The sequence below is a fragment of the Ponticoccus sp. (in: a-proteobacteria) genome, from assembly GCF_048381735.1.
Map to the genome: position 1 here is coordinate 430,751 of NZ_JBLXGL010000001.1, position 14,083 is coordinate 444,833.

The 14,083-nt window shown below is 66.6% G+C and carries 13 protein-coding genes and 1 pseudogene; 7 read left to right on the forward strand and 7 right to left on the reverse strand.

Features of this window, described 5'->3' with window-relative positions; genetic code table 11:
* A partial coding sequence (locus ACN5KJ_RS02010) for an aldo/keto reductase (RefSeq protein ID WP_418591850.1) occupies nt 1-683 on the forward strand: 683 nt, incomplete at its 5' end.
* A 252-nt stretch (nt 684-935) separates the two neighbouring features.
* Here the strand turns inward: ACN5KJ_RS02010 and ACN5KJ_RS02015 are convergent.
* On the reverse strand, nt 936-2,099 hold the full coding sequence (locus ACN5KJ_RS02015; RefSeq protein WP_418591851.1) for an alpha-hydroxy acid oxidase: 1,164 nt from the start codon (nt 2,097-2,099) through the stop codon (nt 936-938).
* A 127-nt stretch (nt 2,100-2,226) separates the two neighbouring features.
* Here ACN5KJ_RS02015 and ACN5KJ_RS02020 point away from each other — a divergent pair, with 127 nt between their 5' ends.
* Complete coding sequence (locus tag ACN5KJ_RS02020) at nt 2,227-2,763, forward strand: heme NO-binding domain-containing protein (RefSeq protein ID WP_418591852.1); 537 nt, start codon at nt 2,227-2,229, stop codon at nt 2,761-2,763.
* A gap of 3 nt (nt 2,764-2,766) precedes the next feature.
* Complete coding sequence (locus ACN5KJ_RS02025) at nt 2,767-4,152, forward strand: ATP-binding protein (RefSeq protein ID WP_418591853.1); 1,386 nt, start codon at nt 2,767-2,769, stop codon at nt 4,150-4,152.
* 115 nt (nt 4,153-4,267) lie between these two features.
* Here ACN5KJ_RS02025 and trpA read toward each other — a convergent pair whose 3' ends face one another.
* Entirely contained in the window at nt 4,268-5,059 is a 792-nt protein-coding gene (gene trpA / locus ACN5KJ_RS02030; protein ID WP_418591854.1) for a tryptophan synthase subunit alpha, read from the reverse strand.
* Nucleotides 5,060-5,329: 270 nt separating this feature from the next.
* On the opposite strand from trpA, the pseudogene ppk2 reads away from it, so the two are divergent.
* A pseudogene (gene ppk2, locus ACN5KJ_RS02035) lies at nt 5,330-6,247 on the forward strand (polyphosphate kinase 2).
* Nucleotides 6,248-6,251: 4 nt separating this feature from the next.
* Here ppk2 and ACN5KJ_RS02040 read toward each other — a convergent pair.
* On the reverse strand, nt 6,252-6,893 hold the full coding sequence (locus ACN5KJ_RS02040) for a TIGR02453 family protein (RefSeq protein ID WP_418591855.1): 642 nt from the start codon (nt 6,891-6,893) through the stop codon (nt 6,252-6,254).
* A gap of 153 nt (nt 6,894-7,046) precedes the next feature.
* On the opposite strand from ACN5KJ_RS02040, the gene ACN5KJ_RS02045 reads away from it, so the two are divergent.
* Nucleotides 7,047-8,405 carry an MATE family efflux transporter gene (locus tag ACN5KJ_RS02045; protein ID WP_418591856.1) on the forward strand — a complete coding sequence of 453 codons (1,359 nt, stop codon included), beginning with the start codon at nt 7,047-7,049 and terminating at the stop codon, nt 8,403-8,405.
* A 190-nt stretch (nt 8,406-8,595) separates the two neighbouring features.
* Nucleotides 8,596-9,000 (forward strand): DUF805 domain-containing protein, encoded by a 405-nt coding sequence (locus ACN5KJ_RS02050; protein WP_418591857.1) that lies wholly within the window; start codon nt 8,596-8,598, stop codon nt 8,998-9,000.
* Nucleotides 9,001-9,061: 61 nt separating this feature from the next.
* On the opposite strand, the gene ACN5KJ_RS02055 is transcribed toward ACN5KJ_RS02050, so the two are convergent.
* A complete protein-coding gene (locus ACN5KJ_RS02055) occupies nt 9,062-9,481 on the reverse strand; it encodes a VOC family protein (RefSeq protein WP_418591858.1) in 420 nt (139 codons plus the stop codon).
* 126 nt (nt 9,482-9,607) lie between these two features.
* Here ACN5KJ_RS02055 and ychF point away from each other — a divergent pair, with 126 nt between their 5' ends.
* Complete coding sequence (gene ychF, locus ACN5KJ_RS02060; RefSeq protein ID WP_418591859.1) at nt 9,608-10,705, forward strand: redox-regulated ATPase YchF; 1,098 nt, start codon at nt 9,608-9,610, stop codon at nt 10,703-10,705.
* Nucleotides 10,706-10,925: 220 nt separating this feature from the next.
* Here the strand turns inward: ychF and ACN5KJ_RS02065 are convergent, their stop codons facing one another.
* The 3 genes from ACN5KJ_RS02065 to ACN5KJ_RS02075 form a co-directional block, all read right to left on the reverse strand.
* Nucleotides 10,926-11,864 (reverse strand): aminotransferase class IV, encoded by a 939-nt coding sequence (locus tag ACN5KJ_RS02065; protein ID WP_418591860.1) that lies wholly within the window; start codon nt 11,862-11,864, stop codon nt 10,926-10,928.
* The gene (locus ACN5KJ_RS02070; RefSeq protein ID WP_418591861.1) at nt 11,861-12,583 is read right to left on the reverse strand and encodes an HAD family hydrolase; all 723 of its coding nucleotides are present in this window, start codon (nt 12,581-12,583) and stop codon (nt 11,861-11,863) included. The genes ACN5KJ_RS02065 and ACN5KJ_RS02070 overlap by 4 nt, the downstream gene beginning before the upstream one ends.
* 238 nt (nt 12,584-12,821) lie before the next feature.
* A complete protein-coding gene (locus tag ACN5KJ_RS02075; protein WP_418591862.1) occupies nt 12,822-14,069 on the reverse strand; it encodes a glucarate dehydratase family protein in 1,248 nt (415 codons plus the stop codon).
* Nucleotides 14,070-14,083 lie beyond the last annotated feature (14 nt).

Below are 14,083 nucleotides of genomic sequence, written 5' to 3' on the forward strand. Positions count from 1 at the left end.
AGTACCTGGTTGCAAGCCTTGACCAATCTCTGCACCGGATGGGACTCGATTACGTTGACATCTTCTACTCACACCGCGTCGACCCGACGACGCCCCTCGAGGAAACCATGGGCGCCCTTGCGCACCTGCATCGGCAGGGCAAGGCCCTCTATATTGGCATTTCGAGCTACTCGCCCGAACTGACGCGCAAGGCCGCCGCACTGCTGCGCGAAGAGCGCGTGCCGCTCTTCATACATCAGCCGAACTATTCGATGTTCAACCGGCGCATTGAGCATGGGCTTCTCGACACGCTCGAGGACTTGGGAACTGCTTGCATCGCCTTTTCACCGCTGGCTCAGGGCCTGCTCAGCAACAAGTACCTTCACGGCGTGCCTGAGAGCGCCCGCGCCGGACGTGGCGGGTTTGATAAGAGTTTGATCACAGATGAACTTGTTGGGCGCATTCGATCGCTCAACACGATCGCCGAACGCCGTGGTCAGACCCTGGCACAGATGGCCATCGCTTGGGCTCTGCGGGATCCCCGAGTTACGTCGGCCCTTATCGGCGCACGTACGGTTGAGCAGCTCGACAATTCTCTCAGCGCGCTTGAAAAGATGGAGTTCGAGACGGAGGAATTGGCCGAAATCGAATTGCATGCCAAAGATGGCAATATCGACTTCTGGCGGATCTCGAGCGACCTCTAATGCGCGAGAACACGGCCAGGGAATTTCCTAGGTCCAAATGCCGCTCGCAACCGTGCCGTCCTGCCCGTGCAGGGCGGCACTGCGACTGAGATGGTCTCGATGGAGAGGCCACAAGGCTTGGATTAGCAACTGCGTGCGACACCGCAGCGAGAGTCCCAAAAGGTCCGCATACCGGGAGTTTATTAAGTATGCAGCGAACGGCCGCTCCCCGCCCGACACTTCCCTTCAACCGACTGCGTCAGGCTGCCCCACTCAGCCCCAGTCCCCGGAAAACCCCTTCGGCACCATGAGGATATCCCGGTCCACGCCGCGCACGTCGCGGTGGCCGCAGAGCGCCATGCTCATGTCCAGCTCCTTGTGGATGACCTCCAGCGCCTTGGTGACGCCCGCCTCTCCCATCGCACCCAGACCGTAGACATAGGCGCGGCCGATCCAGCAGCCCTTGGCGCCGAGCGCCAGCGCCTTCAGCACGTCCTGACCCGAGCGGATGCCGGAATCGAGGTGCACCTCGATCTTGTCGCCGACCGCGTCCATGATCGGCTCCAGCGCGCGGATCGAGGACAGCGCGCCGTCCAGCTGGCGACCGCCGTGGTTGGACACCACGATGGCGTCGGCGCCCACGTTGCAGGCCTCCAGCGCGTCGCGGGGGTCGATGATGCCCTTGATGATCAGCGGGCCGTCCCACATCTTGCGGAACTCGCGGATGCGGTCCCAGTTCAGGGACTGGTCGAAGCTCTCGTTGGTCCAGTTGCCAAGCGAGGAGGGGTCGGTGACGCCATGCGCGTGACCGACGATATTGCCGAAGAAGCGCCGCTTGGTCTGAAGCATCTCGAGGCCCCAGGTCACCTTGGTCATCATGTCGGCGATGGACTTGGCGGTGAACTTCGGCGGGGCGGAGAGGCCGTTCTTGAGGTCCTTGTGGCGCTGGCCCAGCAGTTGCAGGTCGACGGTGATCACCGCGGCAGAGCATTTGGCCGCCTTGGCGCGGTCAAACAGCCGCGTCATGTAGTCGTCGTCCTTCAGCGTGTAGACCTGCATCCAGAAGGGTTTCGTCGTGTTCTCGGCCACGTCCTCGATGGAGCAGATCGACATGGTCGAGAGGCAGTAGGGTACGCCGAATTTCTCGGCAGCCTTGGCGGCCTTGATCTCTCCGTCCGCGCTCTGCATGCCGGTCAGGCCGACGGGGGCGAGGGCCACGGGCATGGACACGTCCTGTCCGATGAGCTGCGATTTGGTCGAACGGTTGGCCATGTCGATGGCGACGCGCTGGCGCAGGTAGATCTTGTCGAAATCCGAGGTGTTCTCGCGGAAGGTCTGTTCCGACCAGGATCCGCTTTCGCAATAGTCGTAGAACATCTTGGGCACGCGGCGGCGGTGGATGCGCTTGAGGTCGTCGATATTGGTAATGACGGGCATGGCGGACTCGCTTTGTGCAAATTGGTAAGGAACGGTTACCAATTTAGTGTGGCTGGTGCAATGCGCGATTAAGGCGCCGTTCATGCCCCCGGGTTTAGTCTGCCGCAGTTGTTGCAGGAGGGTACCCGTGAAGGGCATCGTGTTCACCGAATTGCTGGCCATGGCAGAGCAGGCCGTGGGCGAAGCGGCCGTCGATGCGGTTCTCGACGAGGCAGAGCTGAGCTCTGGCGGGGTCTTCACGGCGGTGGGCTCTTATCCCTGCTCCGATCTCATGGCCATCGTTGCCGGGCTGTGTCCGCATACGGGCATGAGCGTGGAAGCTCTGCAACGGGCCTTCGGCGGCTGGATGCTGCGGTATTTCGTGGCCCACTACCCGGGGGTCTTCGCCGGCAAGTCCGGCCCGCTGGAGATGCTGGAATCGGTCGACGGCGAAATCCACGTCGAGGTGCGCAAGCTGTACCCGGATGCCGAACTGCCGCGGTTCCGGACCGCGCGCGGGGGCGCAGGGGAGTTGCAGATGATCTATACTTCGGCGCGGCCCCTGACGGCCTTCTGTCACGGCCTGATAGAGGCCTGCGTCGCGCATTACGGAACGGTGGCCCAGATCCGTTGCACCCCGCGCCCGCCCGACGGCGCGGTCTTCGATATCCGGCTGGAGCGGTAGCGGATGGCAGGGCGCGCGGCCGGTCAGGGGGCGCCGCCGGACGGTGTCTCGCGCCGCCGCTACGAGCGCGAGCGGCTGGCCCGGATCACGGCAGAGCACCTGTTGGAAGAGAAAGCCCGCGCGCTTTTCGAGTCGCAGCAAAGGCTGGCCACCCACGCGGAGTCGCTGGAAAAGGCATTCGAGGCGCGGACGGAACAGCTGAAGGCTGCCATGGTCGCCGCCGAAAGCGCCAATGCCGCCAAGAGCGGCTTTCTTGCCATGATCAGCCATGAGATCCGGACGCCGCTGAACGGGGTCCTGGGCATGGCGACGGTTCTGGCGGAAACCGAGCTGAGCGCCGAACAGATGGAGATGGCGCAGACCATCCTGCAGTCCGGGCAATCGCTGCTGTCGCTGCTCAACGACGTGCTGGACCTGAGCAAGATCGAGGCCCGCAAGATGGAGCTGGAGGCGCAGGACGTGGATCTGCGCCTGTTGTGCAACGAGACGCTCAAGCTGTACCGCGACCGGGCAGAGCGCAAGGGGCTGAGTTTCGCGGTCGAGGTCAACGGCAGCGCCCGGCGCTGGGTGCGCGTCGATCCGACCCGGGTGCGGCAGGTTCTGGGCAACCTCGTCTCCAACGCGATCAAGTTCACGCCGGAAGGGGGCGTTCAGGTCCATGTGCGCCAGACCGGGTCAGAGCTGCAGTTGCGGGTGCGTGACAGCGGCCCGGGGGTGCCCGAAGAGCGCCGCGACCGGCTGTTCGAGGCCTTTTCGCAGACCGACGAGACGATCACCCGGCGCTTTGGCGGCACCGGTCTTGGCCTTGCGATCTCGCGCCAGATCTGTCGGTTGATGGGCGGCGATCTGGTCTATCGCGCGGTGCCCGGGGGCGGAAGCTGCTTCGTCGCCACCCTGCGGGTCGAACGGGCCGGCGGCGCGGCAGACCGGCAGGCCCGCAATCCGCGCAGCGCCGACAGCGTCCTGAGGTCGCGGTCATGGCGCATTCTGGTGGCCGAGGACAGCCTGACGAACCAGAAGGTCCTGCGGCTGCTGCTGCGCAATTTCGAACTGGATATCGAGTATGTCGGCAACGGGGCGCAGGCGGTCGAGATGCATTGCCACGACCCTTTCGACCTGATCCTGATGGATGTGAACATGCCGGTTCTGAACGGGCTGGAGGCGGCGGCCATGATCCGCCAGAGCGAGGCGGCGCTGGGGCTGAGGCGGGTGCCGATCGTCGCCCTGACCGCCAACGCCATGACGCATCAGGTGGCAGAGTACCTGCGGCAGGGCATCGATGCGCATGTGGCCAAGCCGGTCCGTCGCGAAGACCTTTGCGAGGCCATGGCCCGGCTGTTGTATGACCGGACCGCCGGGCCGCAGGGGCCGGGCGGGCAGGGGCAATGACCTGTGGTCGCGGCCCTTGGGCGCGGCGCGGGGGCCGCGACCGGGCCAATCCTGCGCCTCGGCCTGGCAGCGGCGGGCGATGCTGCCGGGCGCCGCCCCGGGGCGGCGATGCGGCTCAGGCGCTGTGGGCGCCGCTTGCAAGGCCCTCGACAAAGGCAAGGATCTCTGCGGTCGGGCGGCCCTTGGCGATCTCGCCGACGATGGCGGAGCCGACCACGCAGCCGTCCGCGACCGATGCGATCTCGCGCGCAGTTTCGGGGGTGCGGATGCCGAAGCCCACGATCACGGGCAGGTCGGTGCCGGCCTTGATGCGGGCGACCTCGGGGCCGACGTCCACGGCCTGCGCGGCGGCGGCGCCGGTGATGCCGGTGATCGAGACGTAGTAGACGAAGCCGCTGGTGTTCTGCAGCACGCGCGGCAGGCGGGCATCATCGGTGGTGGGCGTGGCGAGGCGGATGAAGTTCAGCCCGGCGGCCTGTGCGGGCAGGCAAAGCTCTTCGTCCTCTTCGGGGGGCAGGTCGACGATGATCAGCCCGTCGATCCCGGCCTCTTTCGCCTGGGCCAGAAAGGTGTCGACGCCACGCGAGTAGATCGGGTTGTAATAGCCCATCAGCACGATGGGGGTGTTGTCGTTCCCGGCGCGGAAGTCGCGAACCATCTGCAGGGTGCGGTCCAGCGTCATGCCCTGTTCCAGCGCGCGCTGACCGGCCAGCTGGATCGTCGAGCCGTCGGCCATGGGATCGGTGAAGGGCAGACCCAGTTCGATGATGTCCACCCCGGCGCCCGGCAGGCCCTTCATGACCGCAAGCGAGGCATCGACGTCCGGGTCTCCGGCCATGATGTAGGAAACGAAGGCCTTTTTCCCCTCGGAGCGGAGGCGGGCAAAGGTGGCGTCGATGCGAGTCATATTGGTCCTTCCTTCGGCAGGGGCCTTGCCGTGTTGCCGGATGCGCGCGGGAAAAGCAATGGCGGAGGGAAAGCGCGCCTGGGGGGCTCAGGTCGCCCCACGCCTGGTGCCATCGCGGCGCAGGATCGAGGGGCAGGGTGCGGCGGGGTGGGATTTGACAGGCCGGTGGGGGCCAGAGAAGATGCCGGCCGACCCGTGACGGTCGAGGAGGGAGAGACGATGCAGGACGCCAGCGGCACGCCCCGGGAAGAGCCCCCCGTCGAGATTGCAATGGCTGCCCCGGGGGCGGCGGCGCAGACCCCTGTGGCACCCCGGGCGCCGACCCGGCGCCAGCCCACGCCTGCCGAGATCCGCCACGCTTTCGAGAGCGGCACCTACCCCTATGACGTGAAGCTCTCGCGCCGCAGCTACGAGCGCGAGAAGGCGCAGCTGCAGGCGGAGCTTCTGAAGGTCCAGCTTTGGGCGCTGGAGACCGGGCAGAAGTTCGTGCTGCTGTTCGAGGGCCGCGATGCGGCGGGCAAGGGTGGCACCATCAAGCGCTTCACCGAACATCTGAATCCGCGCCATGCCCGCGTTGTCGCCCTGAACAAGCCGACCGAGGAAGAGCGCGGGCAATGGTATTTCCAGCGCTAGGTCGCGCAGCTGCCCACCGCCGGAGAGATCGTGCTCTACGACCGCTCGTGGTACAACCGGGCGGGGGTCGAGCGGGTCATGGGCTTTTGCGAGCCGGCCGAGTACCTCGAGTTCATGCGCCAGACGCCCGAACTGGAACGCATGCTGGTGCGGTCCGGCATCCGGCTTTACAAGTACTGGTTCTCTGTCACGCGTGACGAACAGGCCGCCCGTTTCGTCAGCCGCGAGACCGATCCGCTGAAGCAATGGAAGCTGTCGCCGATCGACAAGGCCTCTCTCGGGCGCTGGGACGACTACACCGAGGCGAAGGAGGCGATGTTCTTCTACTCCGATACGGCGGATGCGCCCTGGACCGTGGTGAAGTCGAACGACAAGAAACGCGCAAGGCTGAACTGCATGAAGCACTTCCTGTCGACGCTCGACTATCCCGGCAAGGATCCCAGGGTGGCCAGGGCACCGGATCCGCTGATCGTCGGCGGGGCGCAGCATGTCATCCACCGTTCCGACCATATCCTTGGCGGCGTGCTGCGTCCCGGGGCGGACCCGGAAAGCTGACCGGTCAGGTCACCTGCGTCAGCCAGTCCATCAGCGGCCGGAACGCCGCGAAGCGATCCTTCAGCGTCTGTTCCGGGTCGGCGGTCAGCGCCTGTTCCAGCCCGTCGGCCCATGCGATCAACCCGCGCTGGCGCAGCAGCGCCGCGCGGGGGTGGTCCGCCGGGTAGGGGTGCGGCATCCGCCTCATTTCAGGGTCGTCGATGCGCCAGCCGCCTGCGCCAAGGATCGCCTCCAGCTCTGCCCCGGCGTCAGAGGCCACGGCCTCGCGCCAGCGAAGCTGCTGATCCCTTTCGAAGCGCATGATGCCCGCGCCGGTCGTCGCGTAGTCGGGCGCGATCCCCAGCATCCAGCTGCGCCCGTCGGGCAGGAACCACATCATGTGAAGATGCGTGTGAAAGGGCGTCTTGTCCTCGGAGAAGCGCACGTCGCGGTGCGGGCGGAAGAGTTTCGTGCGCGGGTGCAGGTTCAGCTCCTGCGCGAACCAGGCGGCGATCTCTGTCAGCAGCTTTTCCGAGGGGCGTTTCAGCGCGCTGTCGTATTGCGCCTTGTTGGCGTTGAACCAGCCGCGGTCGTTGTTTTCGGACAGGGCCTTCAGAAAGGCGCGGCTGTCCGCGAAGAAGCCTGACAGGGCGATGGGATCGGCCATGGGTGCCTCCGCGCCGGGTGGGGTCGGTGCAATTCTAGCACAGAACGGCCCGGCTGGCATGCCACATGCGGACATCCTCGGCGGCGCCCGGTGCCGCCATGGCTTGCCCTTTCGCGGGACCGGGCGTAAGCGCGAAGCATGGGACAGGATGTGATGAATTTTCGGGCACATGCCCGGGCCACGCTGGCGCTGGGTCTGCCGCTGATCGGCGGGCACCTTGCGCAATTCGCCATCGGGTTCACCGATACGCTGATGATGGGCTGGTACGGGGTGCCGGAACTGGCGGCTCTGACGCTGGCCTCGTCGCTGTTCTTCACGCTGTTCCTGTTCGGTTCGGGTTTTGCCTGGGCGGTGATGCCCATGGTCGCGACCTTCGCGGCGCAGGGGGATGACGTGTCCGTGCGCCGCTCGACGCGGATGGCGCTGTGGCTGTCGGGGCTGTATTTTGCCGCGGTCCTGCCGGTCCTGTGGTTGTCGGCGCCGATCCTGCGCGGCCTTGGTCAAAGCCCGGAAATCGCGGCGCTGGCGCAGACCTACCTGCGCATCGCCTCGCTGGGCATGCTGCCCGCGCTGGGGGTCATGGTTCTGAAGAACTACCTCGCCGGGCTCGAGGATACCCGCGTCGCCATGGTCATCACGCTGGCGGCGGCAGCGCTGAACGTGCCGGCGAACTACGCGCTGGTCTTCGGCAACTGGGGCGCGCCGGAGATGGGGATCGCCGGGGCGGCGGTTGCCTCGGTGCTGGTGCAAACCGTGTCCCTGTTGCTGGTGGTGGCCTACGCGCTGCGCAAGCGCCCCGAGCACCAGCTGTTCGTGCGTTTCTGGCGGGCGGATGGCGAGATGTTCAGCCGGGTCTTCCGGCTGGGCCTGCCGATCGGGCTGACCACGCTGGCCGAGGTGGCGATGTTCGCCGCCGCCGCGTTGCCGATGGGCTGGCTGGGCAATGTGCCGCTGGCGGCGCATGGGGTCGCGCTTCAGATCACCTCGGCCACCTTCATGATGCAGGTCGGCCTGTCGAACGCGGCCACGGTGCGGGTCGGCAATGCGCTGGGGCGGCGCGACCTCGGGCATCTGCTGGCGGGCGCGCGGGTCGTCGTGGTGCTGGGCGCGGTGGGCGTGGCCCTGTCGATGGCCCTGTTCCTGCTGCTGCCGGAAACGCTGGTCGGGGCCTTCGTCGACCCGGAGGATCCGGCGCGGGACGAAATCATCGCCACCGGCAAACGCTTCCTGTTCTTCGCCGCGCTGTTCCAGCTGGCGGATGCGGCACAGGTTCTGCACCTCGGGCTGCTGCGCGGCCTTCAGGACACGCGGGTGCCGATGATCATGGCCTCGGTGGCCTATTGGGGGATCGGCCTGCCCTCGACGCTGCTGTTTGCCTTCCCGCTCGGGCTGGGCGGGATCGGCGTCTGGCTGGGGCTGACCCTTGGGCTGGCGGTGGCGGCGGCGCTGCTGATCTGGCGGTTCTGGACACGCGGCGCGGCACTGGCAGAGGCGCAGGTTTCGGCGGCCTGACGGCAAAATCCGGAAAGGCGAGCAGCCAGACCGCGTGCGCCACGCGGTTTCGGCCTTGAAATGCCCCGCGCAGAGTGGGGAAAACCAGCATTGTCCCAAGGCCGGGTGAAATGGTTAACTCTGCCCGGAACCCAAGGGCGACAGGCCCGGGGCAATACAAGACACATGAGATTTGCAAAGGGACATGATCATGGAAAGCACGATGGGTAACGGCGGATACACCGGCGGTTCGGCCTACAGCCGCGAGGTCGGCTACGGCGAGGCGTTGAAGCTGTTTTTCGCCAATTACATCAAGTTCGAGGGCCGCTCGAACCGGGGCGAATACTGGAAGGCCGTCCTGCTGCTGATCGTGATCAACATCGTGGTCGGGGTGGTCGACACCATCCTCACCGGCGCGGGCGGCGTTCCCTTCCTGGGCATGATCTTCTCGCTGGTGACGCTGGTTCCCAGCCTCGCCATCGGCGCCCGCCGCCTGCATGATATCGGCAAAAGCGGATGGTGGTTGCTGATCGGCCTGATCCCGCTGATCGGCTTCATCATCCTGATCGTCTGGTTCGCCAAGAAGCCCGACCCGGCACAGAACCAGTACGGCTGATCTCTGCCGCTTGAAGGAAAGGGGGGCGGCGCGAGCGGATCGCGCCGCCCCCTTTTTGGTGTCAGCCCTCGTATTCTTTGGCCATGACCATCCAGCGGGTGCCCCATTTGTCGGACAGCGTGCCGAAGGCCGGTGTCCAGAACATCGGCATCATGGGCATCCGAACCTCTCCGCCCTCGCTCAGGGCGTCGAAGACACGTTGCGCCTCCTCCGCTGTCGGCAGCACGATATTGACCGAAGACCCGGCCATGGGCGTGAAGTCCGGCCCGACCTCGTCCGAACCCATCAGCGTACCCGACCCGATATTCAGCGAGGCATTCATGACCGCGTCGTCGGCAACGCCCGGCATATGCGCCTTGTCTTCCTCCGGCAGGTCGGCAAAGGCCATGATCTCGGGCGCCTCGACGCCAAGGATCTCGGCATAGCGGGTCATGGCCTCTCGGCAGGTGCCGGGGAAGAAGAGGTAGGGGATGATTTGCATCGCGCGTTCTCCAAGTTGCGTTGATATCAACCTATCCACCCCGGGGCGCCCGCGTCAAGCGGCGTGCTTGCGCTTTGGCCATGCTCTGCCTAGAAGGCGCCGGAACCGCCAGAAAGGGAACGCGACATGGGATTTCGCATGGGCATCGTGGGTCTGCCGAACGTCGGCAAGTCGACCCTCTTCAACGCTCTGACCAGAACCGCCGCGGCGCAGGCCGCGAACTTTCCCTTCTGCACGATCGAGCCCAACGTGGGCGACGTCGGCGTGCCGGACCCGCGTCTGGATACGCTGGCGCGGATCGCCAAGTCGCAGAGCATCATTCCCACGCGCATGACCTTCGTGGACATCGCCGGTCTGGTGAAGGGCGCGTCGAAGGGTGAGGGCCTCGGCAACCAGTTCCTTGCCAATATCCGCGAGACCGATGCCATCGCGCATGTGCTGCGCTGCTTCGAGGATGACGACGTGACCCATGTCGACGGGCGCGTCGATCCGGTGGCCGATGCCGAGACCATCGAGACCGAACTGATCATCGCCGACATGGAATCGCTGGAAAAGCGGCTTCAGAACATCGTGCGCAAGGTGCGCGGCGGCGACAAGGAGGCCGTGCAGCAGGAACGCCTGATGAAGGCCGCGCTGGCGGTGCTGGAAGAAGGCAAGCCCGCCCGTCTGGTCGAGGTGGCCGAGGACGACCAGAAGGCCTGGCGGATGCTGCAACTGCTTAGCGCGAAGCCGGTGCTCTACGTCTGCAACGTCGACGAGGGCGAGGCCGCCGAGGGCAACGCGCTGTCGGCCAGCGTGGCCGAGATGGCGGCGGCGCAGGGCAATTCCCACGTCGTCATCAGCGCCAAGATCGAGGAAGAGATCAGCCAGCTCGACGCCGAAGAGGCGCGCGAGTTCCTCGACGAGCTTGGGCTGGAAGAGGCCGGTCTCGACCGGCTGATCAAGGCGGGCTACGAGCTCTTGGGCCTTCAGACCTATTTCACCGTCGGCCCGAAAGAGGCCCGCGCCTGGACGATCCGCAAGGGCACGCTGGCGCCGCAGGCGGCGGGCGTGATCCACGGCGATTTCGAGCGCGGCTTCATCCGGGCCGAGACCATCGCCTTTGACGACTACGTCGCCGCCGGGGGCGAGGCGGGCGCCAAGGAGGCGGGCAAGATGCGCGCCGAGGGCAAGGGCTACGAGGTCAAGGACGGCGACGTCCTGCACTTCCTCTTCAACACCTGATCCGTGACGGCGGGCGCGGGGCCGGTGCCCTGCGCCCCCGCCGCGCCGGGGAAAGGCGACACCCCGTCAGCGCAGGCTGCCTTGCCTGCTCAGCGCCTGCGCCCAGGCAGTCTTGCCTGGCCAGCGCGCCCGCCTGTTCTGCCTTGGCGCGCCTGTGCGCACCGCCGCGCCTGAATGGCCGCCCCGCGCAGACATTCGCGGCGAACAGGCCCGCCTGTACCTAAGCCCGCGCGGCCTTCTGCGCCGCCACGGTGCGCGTCACGAGATCCTTGTAGAGCGTTCGGATGCGTTCTGTGACGGGCATTGACCCGTCGCCCACCGGCTTGCCGTCGATGCTGGCGACCCGGGTCTGCGCCCCGAAGGTGCCGGTCAGAAAGACCTCTTCGGCGCCATAGGCCTCGTAGAGCGAAAAGTTCTTCTCGAAGACCGGAATGCCATTCTCGCGACACAGGGCGATGACATTGGCGCGGGTGACGCCGTTCATGCAGTAGTCGCCGGTCGAGGTCCAGACCGCGCCCCGGCGCACCACGAAGAGGTTGCAGGCATTGGTGGTGTTCACGAAGCCATGCGGGTCCAGCATCAGCGCCTCGTCGGCGCCCGCCGCCTCGGCCTGAAGGCAGGCGATCACACAGTTCAGCTTCGAATGGCTGTTGAACTTGGCGTCCTGGCTGTGGGGCAGGCCGCGCACCTGCGGCACGCTGGCCAGACGGATGCCCCTGGCCAGCCCGGCGGCGGGTTTGGAATGCTCGACGATGGCGACGATGGTCGGTCCCCAGCGCGAGAGGGACGGGTGCTGGAAGGGCTTGGCCTTGCGCCCGCGCGTCACCATCAGGCGGCAATGGGCGTCGCCGGTCATGCCGTTGGCGGCGGCGGTCTCGTCCAGCAGGGCGCGGATCTCGTCGCGGCTCTTGCCGATGTCCAGATCGACCGCCTTGCAGCTGTTGAACAGCCTGTCCATATGCGCATCGAAGAAGGCCCATTCGCCGTCGTAAAGTCGCATCCCCTCCCACATGCCGTCGCCCAGCATGAAGCCAGAGTCGTAGACAGAGACCACCGCCTCGTCCTTCGGCACCAGAGCGCCGTTGACGTGGATCAGAAGCGCGTCGTTGCGCGGGTCGTGCTCGGCGTCATGGGTGGTCCGGCCGGTGGGGTCGATCATGGTCTCAGCGCCTCCGCGCGCATCTTCTCGTAATAGGGCAGGGCCTCGGCGCAGACCCCGGCCAGCGCGCCGTCGAGCACCGGCAGCGGGCCTTCGGCCCCGGCGAAACCGGTAGAGCGGTGCACGGCATCGTACCAATGCGCGGCCCAGACGCCGTCGTCCTTGTGGCCGCCTGCGGGCCAGCGGGTCATCGCCGGGTCGTAGGGGATCGCCAGCGCCGCGCAGAGCCTGCGCAGCATCGGCTCTGGCGCGGCGCGGATCTCGGCGCTGTCGATCACGGTCACGGGCAGGCCCTGCGCGCGGACCGCATCGAAGATCTCGGCCTGCTGGCGAAAGCCGATGTCGTCCAGCGTCGCGCGTTCGCGCTTGCGGTCATAGCTGGCAAGAACGCGGGCCGGATGGCGGATCAGGAAGACATGCGCGACCGAGCCGAACCAGTCGCGGGGCACACCCGGCACCATGTGGTGGGTCATGTGCTTCTGGTAGAAGAGCGGCCTGTCCGCAGGCGCGGCGCAGCGGCTGGCGACGCGGGCGGGGTCGGGCTCTCCGGCGGCGATGATGGCCTCGCGCATCGGGTGGTCGAGGCCGGTAAGCCGCAGGTAGGCGGCGTAGAAGGGCTCGTCCCAGACCGCGCAATCGGACCGCGCGCCGAAGGCGTACATCATGGCCGTCGACAGGTTGCGCGGGCCGGACCACATGGCAATATTCGAAGCGGGCATGGCGGTCTCCTGCAAGGGGGCCCGTGCAGGAGAGCGGAGCCGCAGCGGATTCGCAAGCGGCGGAGGCATCGAAGTCTTGCAAAGACTTCGGGTCGGTTTCTTTGCAAGAAACCGACGCCCGATTGGCCGGGACCGGCGCCTCGGGTCTTCGGTGCGAGGGTGAAGGGCGCCGGCGCCTTATGCATGATTTGGCACCCGGCCTTTTCCCCTGGGGCGCGGTCCGGGCGCGGCAGGCCTTTCAGAACTTCGGGCGCGCGAAGCTCCAGTCGGGCCGGTGCTTCTTCATCTCGGTTGCGTCGTCGCGCAGCGTGATGCCGCAGGCAAGGTACTGGCGGTGCAACCGGGCCAGCTCTGACCGGTCGAGCGTGACACCAAGGCCCGGCCCCTCCGGCACGGCGAGGCAGCCCCCGGTGAAGGCAAGCTTGCCGCCCTCGATCACCTCGTCGCTCTGCCACGGGTAGTGGGTATCGCAGTCGTAGGTCAGGTTCGGCGTGGCCGCGGCCAGATGGGTCATCGCCGCCAGCGAGATCCCCAGATGAGAGTTCGAGTGCATCGACAGCCCCAGCCCCCAGATCTCGCAGATCCGGGCAAGCTCGCGGCTGGCCCTCAGCCCGCCCCAGTAATGATGGTCCGACAGGATCACGCGAAAGGCATCCCGCGCCATATTGGGCGGCAGGTGGCTTTCGTGGACGACATACATATTCGTGGCCAGCGGCGTATCCGTTGCGGCCTGCACCCGGGCGTTGCCCTCGATGCCCACGGTCGGATCTTCGAGGTACTCGACCAAACCGTCGAGCTGCGGCAAGAGCTTCAGCGTGGTCTCGACGCTCCAGCCGCCGTTCGGGTCGATGCGCAGCGGCGCCTCGGGGAAGGTGTCGCGCAGGGCGCGCAGGCCCTCGATCTCTTCCTCGGGCTCGAAGACGCCGGCCTTCAGCTTGATCGCGTCGAAGCCGTGAAGCGCCTTCATCCGGGCGGCCTGTTCGACCAGCCCCTCGGGCGTCAGCGCTTCGCCCCAGTCGTCGGGGGGCGTGCCATCGGCGTGCTTGCCGAACTTGTAGAAGAGATAGGCCGAAAAGGGCACTGTCTGCCGTACCTGCCCGCCCAGCAGGTCGCAGACCCGGCGCCCCGTGGCCTTGCCGTAGGCATCCCAGCAGGCCACCTCGATTGCGGCGATGACGCGGGGCAACAGCCGCTCGCCGCCGGTGTAGGCGTCCATTGCACTCGTGACATGGGTGCGGCAGCGCGCGGCGAGGCCGTTCAGATCGGTGACGTCGAGGCCGGTGAGATGCGGCGTGACGCGGGCCAGCGCCTTCAGCACCGGTTGGGAGCCGTAGCTTTCGCCAAGACCCACTGTGCCATCCCCGGTCTCGACCTCGATGATCGAGCGCAGGGCAAAGGGTTGGTGACAGCCCGCATTGTTCAGCAAGGGCGGGTCGGCAAAGGCGATGGGGGTGGCGCGGACGTCGGCGATACGGGTGTCGGGCATACAGGTTTTCCGCT

Coding starts and splice junctions, on each gene's coding strand:
- ACN5KJ_RS02065 (WP_418591860.1), bottom strand. CDS start 11,864: ATGATCGACCCCACCGGCCGGACCACCCATGACGCCGAGCACGACCCG.
- ACN5KJ_RS02075 (WP_418591862.1), bottom strand. CDS start 14,069: ATGCCCGACACCCGTATCGCCGACGTCCGCGCCACCCCCATCGCCTTT.
- ACN5KJ_RS02040 (WP_418591855.1), bottom strand. CDS start 6,893: ATGGCCGATCCCATCGCCCTGTCAGGCTTCTTCGCGGACAGCCGCGCC.
- ychF (WP_418591859.1), top strand. CDS start 9,608: ATGGGATTTCGCATGGGCATCGTGGGTCTGCCGAACGTCGGCAAGTCG.
- ACN5KJ_RS02025 (WP_418591853.1), top strand. CDS start 2,767: ATGGCAGGGCGCGCGGCCGGTCAGGGGGCGCCGCCGGACGGTGTCTCG.
- ACN5KJ_RS02050 (WP_418591857.1), top strand. CDS start 8,596: ATGGAAAGCACGATGGGTAACGGCGGATACACCGGCGGTTCGGCCTAC.
- trpA (WP_418591854.1), bottom strand. CDS start 5,059: ATGACTCGCATCGACGCCACCTTTGCCCGCCTCCGCTCCGAGGGGAAA.
- ACN5KJ_RS02015 (WP_418591851.1), bottom strand. CDS start 2,099: ATGCCCGTCATTACCAATATCGACGACCTCAAGCGCATCCACCGCCGC.
- ACN5KJ_RS02070 (WP_418591861.1), bottom strand. CDS start 12,583: ATGCCCGCTTCGAATATTGCCATGTGGTCCGGCCCGCGCAACCTGTCG.
- ACN5KJ_RS02045 (WP_418591856.1), top strand. CDS start 7,047: ATGAATTTTCGGGCACATGCCCGGGCCACGCTGGCGCTGGGTCTGCCG.
- ACN5KJ_RS02055 (WP_418591858.1), bottom strand. CDS start 9,481: ATGCAAATCATCCCCTACCTCTTCTTCCCCGGCACCTGCCGAGAGGCC.